At 33.2% G+C, this 14481-nt stretch carries 15 protein-coding genes; 6 read left to right on the forward strand and 9 right to left on the reverse strand.

Features of this window, described 5'->3' with window-relative positions:
- Positions 1 to 387: 387 nt before the first annotated feature.
- Positions 388 to 1227, reverse strand: coding sequence for a rod shape-determining protein MreC (mreC, locus tag QFA95_RS00390; RefSeq protein ID WP_486462873.1), 840 nt, complete (start codon positions 1225 to 1227; stop codon positions 388 to 390).
- On the reverse strand, positions 1227 to 2282 hold the full coding sequence (locus tag QFA95_RS00395) for a rod shape-determining protein (RefSeq protein WP_486462874.1): 1056 nt from the start codon (positions 2280 to 2282) through the stop codon (positions 1227 to 1229). Before QFA95_RS00395 ends, mreC begins: the two co-directional genes overlap by 1 nt.
- On the opposite strand from QFA95_RS00395, the gene gatC reads away from it, so the two are divergent.
- The 3 genes from gatC to gatB are packed head-to-tail and all read left to right on the forward strand — an operon-like array spanning position 2281 to position 5535.
- Complete coding sequence (gatC, locus tag QFA95_RS00400) at positions 2281 to 2652, forward strand: Asp-tRNA(Asn)/Glu-tRNA(Gln) amidotransferase subunit GatC (protein WP_486462875.1); 372 nt, start codon at positions 2281 to 2283, stop codon at positions 2650 to 2652. The two genes, QFA95_RS00395 and gatC, sit on opposite strands and share 2 nt — an antisense overlap.
- Before the next feature lie 4 nt (positions 2653 to 2656).
- Positions 2657 to 4111, forward strand: coding sequence for an Asp-tRNA(Asn)/Glu-tRNA(Gln) amidotransferase subunit GatA (gatA, locus tag QFA95_RS00405; RefSeq protein ID WP_486462876.1), 1455 nt, complete (start codon positions 2657 to 2659; stop codon positions 4109 to 4111).
- Positions 4108 to 5535 (forward strand): Asp-tRNA(Asn)/Glu-tRNA(Gln) amidotransferase subunit GatB, encoded by a 1428-nt coding sequence (gatB, locus tag QFA95_RS00410; protein WP_486462877.1) that lies wholly within the window; start codon positions 4108 to 4110, stop codon positions 5533 to 5535. Before gatA ends, gatB begins: the two co-directional genes overlap by 4 nt.
- Here gatB and pyrE read toward each other — a convergent pair.
- Positions 5532 to 6164 (reverse strand): orotate phosphoribosyltransferase, encoded by a 633-nt coding sequence (pyrE, locus tag QFA95_RS00415; protein WP_486462878.1) that lies wholly within the window; start codon positions 6162 to 6164, stop codon positions 5532 to 5534. The two genes, gatB and pyrE, sit on opposite strands and share 4 nt — an antisense overlap.
- A gap of 2 nt (positions 6165 to 6166) precedes the next feature.
- Between pyrE and QFA95_RS00420 the strand changes: the two genes are divergently transcribed.
- Entirely contained in the window at positions 6167 to 6946 is a 780-nt protein-coding gene (locus QFA95_RS00420) for an exodeoxyribonuclease III (RefSeq protein ID WP_486462879.1), read from the forward strand.
- Here the strand turns inward: QFA95_RS00420 and QFA95_RS00425 are convergent.
- The 6 genes from QFA95_RS00425 to hemA are packed head-to-tail and all read right to left on the reverse strand — an operon-like array spanning position 6928 to position 13003.
- Entirely contained in the window at positions 6928 to 8154 is a 1227-nt protein-coding gene (locus tag QFA95_RS00425; protein WP_486462880.1) for an AmpG family muropeptide MFS transporter, read from the reverse strand. The two genes, QFA95_RS00420 and QFA95_RS00425, sit on opposite strands and share 19 nt — an antisense overlap.
- Before the next feature lie 3 nt (positions 8155 to 8157).
- Positions 8158 to 8736, reverse strand: coding sequence for a methionine biosynthesis protein MetW (gene metW / locus QFA95_RS00430; protein ID WP_486462881.1), 579 nt, complete (start codon positions 8734 to 8736; stop codon positions 8158 to 8160).
- 1 nt (position 8737) lies between these two features.
- Entirely contained in the window at positions 8738 to 9850 is a 1113-nt protein-coding gene (gene metX / locus QFA95_RS00435) for a homoserine O-succinyltransferase MetX (protein ID WP_486462882.1), read from the reverse strand.
- 1 nt (position 9851) lies between these two features.
- On the reverse strand, positions 9852 to 10697 hold the full coding sequence (prmC, locus tag QFA95_RS00440) for a peptide chain release factor N(5)-glutamine methyltransferase (protein WP_486462883.1): 846 nt from the start codon (positions 10695 to 10697) through the stop codon (positions 9852 to 9854).
- Positions 10697 to 11773 (reverse strand): peptide chain release factor 1, encoded by a 1077-nt coding sequence (gene prfA / locus QFA95_RS00445; protein WP_486462884.1) that lies wholly within the window; start codon positions 11771 to 11773, stop codon positions 10697 to 10699. Before prfA ends, prmC begins: the two co-directional genes overlap by 1 nt.
- Positions 11774 to 11776: 3 nt before the next feature.
- Positions 11777 to 13003: a glutamyl-tRNA reductase gene (gene hemA, locus QFA95_RS00450; RefSeq protein ID WP_486462885.1), complete on the reverse strand. Its 1227-nt coding sequence runs from the start codon at positions 13001 to 13003 to the stop codon at positions 11777 to 11779.
- Positions 13004 to 13104: 101 nt separating this feature from the next.
- Between hemA and rpe the strand changes: the two genes are divergently transcribed.
- Both rpe and QFA95_RS00460 read left to right on the forward strand, forming a co-directional pair.
- The gene (rpe, locus tag QFA95_RS00455) at positions 13105 to 13803 is read left to right on the forward strand and encodes a ribulose-phosphate 3-epimerase (protein ID WP_486462886.1); all 699 of its coding nucleotides are present in this window, start codon (positions 13105 to 13107) and stop codon (positions 13801 to 13803) included.
- A 3-nt stretch (positions 13804 to 13806) separates the two neighbouring features.
- The gene (locus QFA95_RS00460) at positions 13807 to 14481 is read left to right on the forward strand and encodes an HAD-IA family hydrolase (RefSeq protein WP_486462887.1); all 675 of its coding nucleotides are present in this window, start codon (positions 13807 to 13809) and stop codon (positions 14479 to 14481) included.

The raw sequence follows: 14481 nt of genomic DNA on the forward strand, positions 1-14481 counted from the left end.
AACTGTTAATGATGAAATAGAAAATATAATTTTGGCTTAAAGGGTGAAGAAGCAAAAAAATAAGCTGTGCCAGGATGATTAATAAAAAAAAATAATAATTGATTTGTTTTTTCTTTATGGAAATGAACTTTTTTAAGCTTAAATCAAATAAAACCAAGCTTAAAAAAATTAAATTGCATGTACCAAAATCAAAATTAAAAAAACCATCAAATAAAAAGCCACTGATTAATATCCAGAAATATTTAAATCCATTCGTTGAAACAAAAAAGCAATAGACAAAAAATGCAGTAATCAAACTTATTGTGGGGTATAGGATATCAAAGAGGCTTGCCAATAAGTTAAGTAGAGCGCTAAGAGCAAAGAGCTTTATCTGAAAAAATTTAATCATCATTTAACGATCACCAAGAACCTTTCTTTGTAGGGGTTTGAAGATGGTTCAATGACTAGTTTATAAAAATCATTCAATTCGGTATTAAGTAACTTTTTTACCTTTCCTATTCTCAAGCCTTTGGGTATATTCAAATTATCACCAGTCGTAAATACCTCATCACCCAAATTAATTTTATTGGTTTTGTTGAAATAATCTACGGTGAGATTTTTTCCATCACCTTTGATGAGTGATTGATAAATTATTTTTCCTGATTTGATGTAACCAGTAAGATACAGTTCATTGGATAATATTGTTCTAATTACAGAGCTGGCGTTGTTTACTTCGATAACCTGTCCAACAATTCCTGATTTATCTACAACAACTTGTCCACTGTATACGCCATCTATTTCTCCCTTATTGACCAAAAAATGATGATTTTGACCTTGATAATTTAAATTTAAAATTTGGGTGACGAGGGAGTCCTTAAAATATTTTTTTTGAATATTCAATTTATTATTTAATTCATGGTTCTCTGACTCGATATCCGCCATTTGCATGACATAGGCTTTTAACTCAGCATTTTCTTTTTGAAGATTTTCATTTTCACTCAGAAGATTTTGTTTAAAAGCAAAGTAGCTCGATACATCATTAATCAAATCTTTTCCAAACTCAAAAATTAAACTAATTGATTGAGGGGCTAATTGAAGTGATTTTTTAATCGAATTGAGAAAACTATTGTCTTGATTACTCGAATAAACTGAAAAATTTATGATTAAAAGAATAATTAACAGATTTAAATTTATGTCAATTTTTGTGAAAAGATTTTTACTTTTTCTTTTTTTTGAAGATAAAAACATTAATCATTTGCAAATGCAGTTTTAAACTCATCCAGAGAATCAAGAGCCATCCCACAACCATTCACAACACACATCAATGGTTCCTCAGCCACCAATACTGGGATCCCAGTTTCTTCAAATAATAATCGATCTAAGTTTTTTAGTAGGGCGCCTCCACCAGTTAGAACCATACCATTTTCAGCAATATCTGCACCTAGTTCTGGAGGAGTTTGTTCAAGCGCACTTTTAACCGCACTAATTATTGAATTTAATGGCTCAGCCAGCGCCTCGAGAATTTCATTGCTACTGATAATAATTTTACGAGGTAGCCCTTCTGACATACTTCTGCCTGTTACTTCCATCTCTAAAATCTCGTTTAAAGGGAAGGCGCTACCAATTTGTTTTTTTATTTTTTCTGCAGTGGGTTCAGAAATCATCATTCCATAGTTACGGCGCATATAATCAATGATGGCTTGGTCAATTTTATCTCCACCAACTCTCTCAGACTCAGCATATACAATTCCACCTAAAGAGGTAATACCTACCTCGGTAGTTCCTCCACCGATATCAATAACCATAGATCCTGTTGGATCATTGACTGGAAGGCCTGCTCCAATCGCAGCAGCCATCGGTTCTTCAATTAAAAACACTTGTTTAGCTCCGGCACGCTCTGCAGATTCACGAATTGCTCTTCGTTCAACTTGAGTAGCTCCATATGGAACACAAATAACAATTCTTGGATTGGGTGAAAACCAACTTTTAGATGTAACTGTATTAATGAAATATTTAATCATTTCTTCTGTCACATTAAAGTCAGCTATCACACCATCTTTCATCGGCCTAATGGCAGTAATATTTTGTGGCGATCGACCAAGCATGGTCTTAGCTTTTGCACCAACCGCTAGAATATCTGTTTTAGGTTGTGATCCGGTAGGACCAGACTGATATCTCATTGCTACCACTGACGGTTCATCTAAAACAATTCCCCTACCTTTAACATAAATTAGCGTATTTGCTGTTCCAAGATCAATCGCCATATCTTGTTCAGAAAAGAGGTTTTTTAAAAAATTTTTCATGATTAAATATGTTTTACAAACTATTTATGAATACTTATGTCCATGTATAATACTGCATTCTGATTATTATATCCTTATATTTATGGCCCTAACAGACAAAGATATTAAAAAATTAAGTCATTTGGCTAAAATCAATATTGATTCTAAAGATGAAAAAATAGTCCTGTCAAAATTAGAAGGAATTATTAAGCTCATTGACACAATGCAGCAAGTTGATACAAACAACATTGAACCAATGTCTCATGCTCTGGATATTACCCAACCTCTTAGAGAGGATGTGGTGACCGAGCAAAATCAAAAAAATGATTTTTTAAAATTAGGACCTGAATCAAACGAAGATTATTTTATAGTTCCTCGAGTTGTTGAGTAGTGTTATGAAAAATTTATCTTTAAGAGAATTAAATTCAGGACTTTCAAATAAAAAATTTTCAAGTGAAGAGCTTACAAAATTTTTCTTAAATGAAATAAAAACATCTAATCCTAAAATCAATGCTTTTATTACTGTTGATGAAGAAAAGAGTCTCCAGCAGGCAAAGGACGCTGATAAAAGAATCAGCCAAAATGATATGAATGAATTGACGGGTATACCAATTGCACAAAAAGATATTTTTTGTGCTAAAGGATGGAAAACTACCTGTGCCTCTAAAATGCTTGATAATTTTTATGCTCCTTATGACTCAAAGGTCATCGAGTTATTCAACCAACATGGAGCAATTAACCTTGGTAAAACAAATATGGATGAATTTGCCATGGGCTCTTCAAATGAAACCTCTTACTATGGTGAGGTAAGAAATCCATGGAATTTAGATTATGTACCGGGTGGAAGTTCTGGGGGGAGTGCAGCCGCTGTAGCTTCTGGAATGGCACCAGCTGCAACTGCAACTGACACCGGTGGATCTATTCGGCAGCCAGCATCTTTATGTGGACTCACGGGCCTAAAGCCTACTTATGGTTTGGTCTCTCGTTTTGGAATGATCGCTTTTGCATCCAGCCTAGATCAAGCTGGCCCGATAGCAAAGTCTGCTGAAGACTGCGCGCTGATGTTAAAGGTTATGGCAGCCCATGATGAGAGAGACTCGACCTCAATTAAACATAATGTTCCTGATTATCTGAAAAATCTTGAAAGCCCGATTAATGGTAAAACAATTGGCCTTCCAAAAGAGTTTTTTAACGATGATTTAAATCAGGATATAAAAGTTATTTTAGAGCAAGTTATTGATTCTTTTCAGAAAATGGGGGTTAACTTCAAAGAAATTTCTCTACCGAATTCACATTTATCAATACCTGTCTATTACGTAATTGCGCCCGCAGAGGCTTCAAGTAACTTATCTAGATATGATGGAGTTAAATTTGGTTATAGAGCAGAAGAATTCAAAGATCTTGAAGAGATGTATTTGAAAACAAGAGAACAGGGATTTGGAGACGAAGTTAAGAGACGAATTTTAGTTGGTACCTATGTTCTTAGTGCAGGGTATTATGATGCTTATTATCTGAAAGCACAAAAAATTAGACGACTAATAGCTAATGATTTTAAAAACGCTTTTAATGAATGTGACTTAATCTTGGCACCATCCTGTCCATCCACAGCTTTTAAAATTGGAGACAAAACAGAAGATCCTGTCGCAATGTACATGCAAGATATGTATACAATTTCAACAAATCTAGCTGGACTTCCTGCGATTAGCTCTCCTGCAGGATTTTTAAACAAAATGCCGGTTGGTTTTCAGTTGATTGGAAACTATTTTGATGAGGCAGCGATATTAAACTTTACACATCAATATCAGCAGATTACAGATTGGCATCAAAAAACTCCTGAGGCTGATGTATGAGCTGGGACATCGTTATAGGGATTGAAACTCACGTTCAGCTAACCACTCAGACAAAAATCTTTTCCGGGGCTTCAACTGAGTTTGGTATGCCGGCCAATGAAAATGCTTGTTTAGTCAGCCTAGCATATCCTGGAACCCTGCCGGTGCTGAATAAAGAAGCTGTCAAAAAAGCAATTAAATTTGGTCTAGCAGTGAATGCTGATATTGCCGAGTATTCTGTATTTGCTAGAAAAAATTATTTTTATCCAGATTTACCTAAAGGTTACCAAATTAGTCAATTTGAATTACCTGTCGTGAACAATGGTTTTTTAACAATTGGGGACAATAAAAAAATTAGAATACTACGTGCTCATCTAGAAGAAGATGCCGGTAAGTCTGTTCATGGGATATTAAATAATCAGACAGGCATTGATTTAAATCGCGCTGGGACTCCTTTGCTCGAGATTGTGACAGAGCCTGATATGAGTTCTGCTCAAGAAGCAATTTCTTATGCAAAAAAATTACACAATCTTGTCCAATGGATAGGAGTTTGCGATGGAAATATGCAAGAGGGGAGTTTCCGATGTGATGTCAATGTATCTGTCAAACCAAATGGTTCGGAGAAGTTGGGAACACGAAGGGAAATTAAAAATTTAAATTCATTTAGAAATATTGAGCAAGCAATCAATTATGAAGTGAATTGGCAAATTGAACAGCTTGAGGATGGAAATGAGATTATTCAATCTACAGTCTTATTTAATCCTGACACTGGTGAAACTAAAGCCATGAGATCTAAAGAAGAGGCTAACGATTATCGTTACTTTCCAGATCCAGATTTACTTCCTCTAAAAATAAATCAAGAAGATATTGATGATATTAAATCTTCTCTAGGCGAACTTCCTGAAGCATCAATAAAAAAATTGATAGAGGATTTTAAATTGAACAATGCAGATGCTTCAATTATTACCTCCAATAAACAAACTTATGAATTCTTTCAATCCTTAATTTCTGAAGGACTAGATCCAAAAATTACAGCGAATTGGATCGTGGTTAATTTATTTGCAAAATTAAATGATAATGAATTAAGTATCGAAGAGTCTCCAATTAATAAAAATCAGTTTGTATTACTTATTCGACGAATAATGGATAAGACTATTTCAAACAATGCAGCGAAGAAAATTTTTGATCTGTTATGGGAAGATTCTCACGCAGATGTTGATCAATCTATAGAAGCATTGGGACTTAAACAAGTGAGTGATTCATCCACGATTCTTCCTTTTGTCCAAGAGGTTATTGTAAATAATCAAGCTATGGTTGAGCAGTTTAAATCTGGTAAAGATAAAGCATTTAATGCACTTGTTGGACAGGTAATGAAATTATCTAAAGGGAAGGCAAATCCAGGTCAGGTCAGTGAAATCCTTAAGGACGAATTGAATAAAGTTTAGGCTCCGTAAACACTGCGATAATCTTCAATTTTTTCTAAATATTGATTTAACTCTTCATTTTTTTTAATGAAATCTACAACGTCATCAAGATTGATTATAGGAAACACATCAATATTGAAATCATTTTTAACTTCTTGAATTGCACTTTCATGACCTTGCCCTTTTTCTTGGCGGTCAATAGCCACGATAATTGCCTTTGGATTTCCCCCGTGCGCTTTAATAATATTTATTGATTCACGAATAGCAGTACCAGCAGAAATAACATCATCGATAATGACCACATCACCTTGAATTGGATGTCCAATAATTTGACCTCCCTCACCATGATTTTTTACTTCTTTTCTGTTAAAAGCAAATTTTATATTCGCATCTCCAAATGCTATGGCTGTTGCACTTACTATCGATATTCCTTTGTATGCTGGACCGAACAATAAATCAAAGGTAATATTATTTTTATTAATAAGTTCCAGATAAAACTTACCTAATTCTTTCAAATCCTTACCGTTATTGATAAGGCCCATATTAAAGAAATATGGGGAAATTCTTCCAGCTTTTGTTTTAAATTCTCCAAATTTAAGTATCTGATTTGAAATGGTAAAATTGATAAATTGTTCGGAGAGTGTATTCATATATGAGAGTTATAACAATTAATTTAAATGGTATCAGATCTGCTTTAAGAAAGGGATTTTTTGAGTGGATGCTATCACAACAAGCTGATTTTATTTGCATTCAAGAACTAAAGGCTCAAGAGAAAGATATGACCGACGAAATGCTTAATGTTGGCGGATATAATGGGTATTTTTCATATGCCGAGAAGCCTGGGTATAGTGGTGTTGGAGTCTATACAAAAAACAAACCAAAAAAGATAATTTCCAAATTAAATTTTGCCACTGTTGATGATGAAGGACGATATATTGAGTTAATTTATGATGATATATCCATAATTTCATCATATTTTCCATCTGGATCAAGTGGCGACATTCGACAGGAAGTAAAATTTGACTTCCTTGGATTTATGACTGAATTTTTAACTAAAAAAACTCAAATAAAAGAAAAAGTTATTCTGTGTGGTGATTTAAATATTGCTCATAAAGAGATCGATTTAAAAAATCATAAAGGGAATAAAAAGAATTCAGGGTTTTTACCTGAAGAAAGGGCATGGATAACATATCTAATAGAAGATTTGAGTTGGCAAGATGCCTATCGAAAAATTTATCCAAATGAAGAAGCATTGGCATATACATGGTGGAGTAATCGAGGTCAGGCTTGGTCAAATAATGTTGGATGGCGGATTGATTATCAAATGGTTGCACCTAGCTTTACCAACAAAATAATAGATGCTTCTGTATACAAAAATGAACGTTTTAGCGACCATTCCCCTTTAATAGTTGATTATGACTTTGATTTATAAGGGGCAACTTTAAGAAGTAATAACATCCCAGGGAGAGCCAGCATTAAGCATAAATAAAAGAAATTCGTCCACCCCAGTGATTCAACTATAAAGCCTGTTGAAGCATTGGTGATGGATCTTGGTATAGATGCAAGGCTTGTGAACAAAGCAAATTGCGTTGCTGTATATCTAGGATCAGTTTGTTTAGAGATAAAAGCAATCAGTGCAGTTGTACCTAAACCCATTGCGAAAGATTCCAAACCCACGGTGACTCCTAGTAAGATAAGATTATGTCCGACCACCGATAAGATAATGAACGGAATAATTGTAATCAATTGAAGAAAACCAAAAATCCAAAGAGCTTTATTAATACCAATTTTGATCATCCAAATTCCGCCAAGAAACCCTCCAATCACACTTGCCCAAAGGCCTGCATTTTTAGCGATGATTCCTATTTCTGTCATGGAAAAATTGAGATCAATGTAAAACGGAGTAACTAATGCTGTTGCCATACTATCACCCAGCTTGTACAAAAATATGAACAACAAAATATATAAAGCGTTCTCCCTGCCATTCTTTTTAAAAAAAGAAATAAACGGCTGAATGGCGGAGTCTTTAAAATTCTGTGGTTGAATATGTTTTATATGTGGTTCTTTGACTGATAAGGTCATACCAATTCCAATAAGCATAAATAAGGAAGTAATAATGAAAACATTTTGCCATGACATCATATCTGCAAGAATGAGGGATAGGGATCCTGGGATCAAGCTAGAAATTTTATAAGCATTGACATGAATCGCGTTTCCAATACCGAGTTCAGCATCATCTAGAATTTCTCTTCTGTAGGCATCAATAACGACATCATGACTTGCACTAAAAATTGCAATTAAAAATGAAATTAGAGCGATAGTTTTTAAATCTATTACTGCATTAAAAAAACCAAGCAATGCAATTGAAAATATTAATAAGATTTGGAAAATAATTAACCATCCCCGCCGACGGCCCATTAAAATTTTATATCGATCGAATATGGGAGCCCATAAAAACTTCCAGGTAAAAGGTAACTGAATTAGAGAAAATAATCCGATAACCTTTAAATCAATATTTTCAATTCTTAACCAAGCAGGTATTAAGCTAATTAAGATAAAAAGTGGAAGACCAGAAGAAAAACCGGTGAGGCAGCAAATGCCCATTTTTTTATTTAAAAGAACTTTTAGGTATTTATTCATTGGCTATTTGCTTAATTTAAAAATACCAATTGATCCTCTTAAGTTAGAAAAATATTTTATAGGTTGATTTTCAGTTAGAAATAGCTGATCTTGGATAATTAAACGTTTTTTTTCACATAATTCATAAAAATCTTTTACCGTGCACAAATGAATATTTGGGGTGTTATACCACTCATGAGGCAAATCAGAAGACTTTGGCATTTTTCCGTTAAGAATTTGAAATCTATTTTTCCAGTAACCAAAATTTGGAAATGAAACAATGATATTTTTTCCAACTCTTTTCATTTCGTCCATAATCTTATCTATGTTGACCATCGCTTGTAGGGTCTGGGATAAAATAACGGTATCGAAAAATTGAGTATCAAAAACAGACAAACCATCCTCTAGATTCATTTGAATAATGTTTACTTTATTTTTAATTCCTTTTTCAATATTTTTTGGACTGATTTCAATACCATAGCCAGTAGTTAATTTTTTTGCTTGCAAAAATTTTAATAAGGCTCCATCAGCACAACCCAAATCTAGAACTTTGCTACCAGGTTCTATCCATTCAGAAATTTTAATAAAATCGAGTCTATTCATATTAAGACCTTAGATAGCTTCCCACAGTATTATGATAATGTTCATTTTCTAACAAAAATGCATCATGTCCAGTTTCAGCTTCAATCTCTACGTAAGTGACATTGATGTTATTGTCTAGTAAAGCTTTTACGATTTCTTTAGATCGTGATGGCGGAAATCTCCAATCACTTGAAAAAGAAATCACCATATATTTTGCTTTAATTTTTGCAAAAACTTTTGATAATTTATTTTTGAAATTTTTTTCAAGATCAAAATAATCAAGCGCCTTAGTCATTCGTAAATAGGTATTTGCATCAAAAGTCATTGCAAATTTATCACCCTGATAGTTTAGATAGGATTCTATTTCATAATTTTGTTGAAAATTATAATTATATTTCCCATGAATTAATTTTCTTCCAAATTTTTTATCCATAGAATCATTTGATAAATAGGTGATATGGCCCAGCATCCTCGCTATTCGAAGTCCCTTTTTTGGTTTTGTTTTTTCTTGATAAAAATTACCCTTATGAAATTCATCATCTTGAAGAATAGCTTGTCTAGCAACTTCATTGAACGCAATATTTTGTGCGGTAAGACTCGGAGCTGCAGCAATACATAATATTTTTTCTACTGCATCAGGAAAGTCTATGGACCATTGCATAGCCTGCATTCCACCTAAGCTTCCACCAACGATTGCATATAGTTTTTCAATACCTAAGCTATTAATTAATTTTTTTTGAGAGGCAACCCAATCCTTCACAGTTAAAATAGGGAATGAAGATCCCCATATTTTTTTTGTGTTTGGATTTATAGATTTTGCGGAAGTAGAACCATCGTTGCCACCAAGATTATTAATTCCGATAACAAAATATTTATTCGTATCAATTGGCTTATCTGGGCCAACCATATTGTCCCACCACCCTGTATATTTATCATTTTTATGATATTTGCCAGCAACGTGATGATTCCCTGACAATGCATGAGGTACAAAGATGGCATTTGTTTTTTTATTATTTAATTTTCCATAAGTCTCATACACTAAATGAAACTCGCTGAGTTTTTTGCCACAAGCTAGTGCCAGCTCATCATGACAATGAAATATTTTTGACTCTACAATTCCAACCGATTTGCCCAATTTAAGAAAATAATCCTTTTGTGATCCTGTAATGACCTAATAAATCTTTATAAGATTCTATCTGATTAAAATTATACCTATTAAAAATCTCTTGCACTTCATCTTTTTGATTATAACCATGCTCAATAATAATTAATCCGTCTTTATTTAAAAAGTGGACACTATTTTCGATAATTGTATGAATATCAGCAAGCCCCTGTTTTTTAGCTACAAGCGCCCGCTTTGGTTCAAAACGAAGTTCATTTAAATGCGGATCTTTATTTGAAATATAGGGTGGATTAGAGAGAATGAGGTCAAATTTTATCTTGGGGATATTTTCAAACCAGTTGCTTAAATATACTTTAGCTTGGATGTCAAATTGTTGCAGATTTTTTTTTATACCACACGCACAACGTTTAGAAATATCGCTTAAATGAAGATCGGCGTTGTTATAAATTTCTAATTTAGCTGTAATTCCAATTGCTCCACTTCCTGCACCTAAATCTAGTAGCTGAATATTGTCTTGTATGATTTTTCTCTCTTTCAATACATCAATAATTAACTCTGTTTCAGGTCTAGGAATTAACATCGATTCATTGATATAAAAAGTTCGTCCATAAAACCCCCACTCTTTAAAAATATAAGCGAGAGGTTTTCCTGTTGATCTGATACTTATTATTTTAATTAGTTTGTTATATTGAGATTTGGTTATTGTTTTTTTTAATAGTAACTCTGAATTATTAATTTTTAGTGTAAACAATAAAATTTGATTTAATTCTAAAGATGCTTCTCTAGATGATATTTTTAAATTATCTACTATAAAATTTATACATTTTTGTTTGATTTCGCTAAGATTGACTAAAATCATTATTCATTTTCTTCAGCCAGCAGTGATGCTTGATGCTCTAGAGAAAGTGCATTGATCATTTCATCAAGATCACCGTCCATAATAAAATCTATCTTATAGAGAGTTAAATTAATACGATGATCTGTGATTCTTCCTTGTGGGAAATTATATGTTCTAATCCTTTCACTTCTATCACCACTGCCGATCAAACTTTTTCTTTCGCTGGCACGCTGGGATTGTTGAGCTTGAATTTGATTATCTTTAATTTTTGCTGCAAGAATACTCATCGCTTGTGCTTTATTTCTATGTTGCGAACGATCATCCTGACATTCAACTACAATCCCAGTTGGTTCATGGGTAATTCTAACTGCTGAATCTGTTTTATTAATGTGCTGACCACCTGCGCCAGATGCACGATATGTGTCTATTCTGATATCTGCAGGATTGATATCTACATCTTCAATTTCATCTGCCTCAGGTAATACTGCGACAGTACATGCGGAGGTATGAATTCTTCCTTGTGTTTCTGTATCTGGAACTCGTTGCACACGATGCCCACCAGACTCAAATTTTAATTTTGAGTACGCCCCGTCTCCATTAATCTTAGCCACAATTTCTTTATAACCCCCCAGCCCGCTTTCATTTGATGAAATAACTTCAACTTTCCAATTATTTCTTTCTGCATATCGCGTGTACATTCGGTAAAGATCCGCAGCAAATAAAGCAGATTCATCCCCGCCAGTACCAGCTCTAATTTCTAAGAAAATATTTTTATCATCATTAGGATCTTTTGGTATCAACAGTGTTTGTAATTTTGATTCAAAATTTATGATTTCATCTTTACTATTATCAATTTCTTCTTGAGCAAATTCTTTCATTTCAGGGTCAGATAACATATCTTTTGCTTCTTGAATATTTTGAGTGAGTTTTTTATATCCAGTATAAGTTTCGATAATAGGTGTTAGATCAGCATGCTCCTTTGAGATTTTTTTGAATAAATCTAAATCAGAAGTGATTCCTTCCGAGCTTAATTTATTATTTAATTCTTCATATTTAAGGATTAAATTCTCTAATTTATTTTTCATTGAATCTTTCATTCTCTAATCCTTTAGCTTATATATTTGTTTAATTAGGTTTGCATTATTTTTATCTTCATTAATAGATTTTGTTGGAAAATGAAGTAATTTTTTAGTCAGGTTCCTGGCAAGTTTTTCACACACTTCTTTTGGATCAATACCCTTTTGGATATCTTTCATCGCCTTCTCCAGCTCCTTAGATTTTGTGTCATCAAAAAGATTTTTTAGTGAAATAGTCAAAGGAACATTTTTTGTATTTTGGTCATTAAGAAAATCATTTAAAAGTTTATCTAGAAGCTTAAATGCTTTTTCTAGTTCTTGCGTGCGAAGATCCATACCTTCTTGAGCTAACATCGCTAAATCATCTAGGTTGTATAAAAAAGTATCATCAAGATTTTCTATCTCTTTTTCAATATCTGCTGGTACAGCCAAGTCGACAAAAAACATCGGTTTGTGCTTTCTGATCTTGATTGCCTCTTCGATCATACCAAGTCCTATGATGGGTAATTGACTGCCAGTACATGACACGACAACATCATATTGATGAATAATTTTTTCAATATCACTTATTAAACATGCATCACCATTAATTTTTTTTGCTAGCTTGGAGGCCTTGTCTAAAGTTCTATTTGCTATTGTGGATTTTTTTGGGGAATATTTTGTAAAATATTTTGCACTTAATTCATTCATTTCTCCTGCTCCAATGAACAAGATATTAAGATCACTAATGGCTCCAAAAATTTTTGAAATGAGTTTAACTGCAGCAGATGCAATGGTAGTTGAGTTGGTTCCTATTTGTGTTTTTGTACGAATCATCTTTGATAACTCAAACACCTTGCTAAAAAAAGGGATTAAATTACTATCTAGTAAATTACCATTTTCAGAAATACGATACGCTTGTTTCACTTGACCTAGGATTTGAGGTTCTCCAATAATCATGCTATCCAGACCAGCTCCGACCGATATAGCATGTCGAAGTGCTCCTGTTCCATTTAAAAAATAACAGTGGTCATTAATGTCTTTTGTTTTTACATTGTGATGTTTGCAAAGCCATTCTCGTAAAAGATGATCATTTGATATGGATGAATATATTTCTGTCCTATTGCATGTTGATAAAATCACAACACCAGATTTCAAATTTACTTTAAATTCATTTAATGATTTTGATAAGGAATCTTGATTAAAAACAAATTTATCTCTTAATGAGGCAGGAGCAGATTTATGATTAATCCCAAGGACAGTTACTTTCATTTAGATTGGTCGCGAAATTTGTTTACGTTGTTACTAATATTATGTAAAAGCAGTTAAAATAGTCATTTTACATGACTAATTAGATATTAAGGATTAAAAGTATGAGTAAAGACTTTAGGATTGCGCCAAGTATTTTGTCTGCAGACTTTGCGAAATTAGGACAAGAGGTCAATGATGTAATTACCTCAGGTGCTGATATTGTTCATTTCGATGTAATGGATAACCATTATGTTCCGAATTTAACAATTGGTCCGCTTGTTTGTGAAGCAATTAGACCTGTTACAGATGCCATAATTGACGTTCATTTGATGATTGAACCAGTAGATAGAATTATTCCAGATTTTGCTAAAGCTGGTGCAAACATTATCACTTTTCACCCTGAAGCCTCAAATCATATTGATAGAAGTTTATCTCTTGTTCGTGATCAAGGGTGTAAATCTGGATTAGTATTTAACCCAGCAACACCACTTGACTATTTAGACTATGTCATGGACAAGGTTGATATGGTCTTACTGATGTCAGTTAATCCTGGTTTTGGAGGTCAAAAGTTTCTTCCTTCAGCATTAGAAAAATTAAAAGTAGCAAGAAAAAAAATTGATGCTTATACACAAGAAACAGGAAGAGAAATTTGGTTAGAAATTGACGGCGGTGTAAATGCCAATAATATTGCCGATATTGCAAGAGCAGGGGCTGATACCTTTGTTGCAGGATCAGCGGTTTTTGGTGCAGCTAATGATAACGACCCAAATCGATACAATACCATTATTAAACAATTAAGAGACTCATTAGCCAGTGCTTAAAATATGACTGCTGGAATATCAAACAAAAAATTAAAAGCTATTCTCATTGATCTTGATGGCACAATGTTTGATACTGCGCCAGAAATCGCTATTGCAATGAACCAGACCTTACAGGCCTTAAATTTTAGAACTCTTTCGTTTGACACAATCAGACAATTTATTGGTAAAGGGGTTGATAATTTAGTTAATCAATCATTATTGGCTTCAAATGAAAAAGGGAATATTAAGAAAAATGAGGCTTTGAAGTTGTTTAATGAATTTTATAAAAAGATTGCAAAACAAAGTAAGCCTTATGATGATGTTGAAAATACTCTTAAATTTTTACAAGAAAAACAAATTAAATTAGCCTGTGTAACCAATAAGCCATCATGTCATACATATTTGATTTTAAAAGAATCAAACTTTGAAAATTTTTTTGATTGTATAATGTGTGGCGATGAGATGAAGTTTAAGAAACCTCACCAATTTTCAATTGATTATGTAAGAAAAAAATTGGATGTAACAGAGATGGAAACTTTAATGGTTGGCGACTCCAGTAATGATATTAGGGCTGCAAATAATGCAGGAGTGAGCGTGGCAACTGTTCCGTATGGATATCAGTATGAAGAGCCGATAGAAAATTTCCCTGTAAGTTATGCTCTCCAACAATTTAGCGATCTTAAGCATTTAGTGCATTAA

Source organism: Candidatus Methylolitoribacter marinus (assembly GCF_051853155.1).
Taxonomy (GTDB): Bacteria; Pseudomonadota; Gammaproteobacteria; order Burkholderiales; family Methylophilaceae; genus BACL14.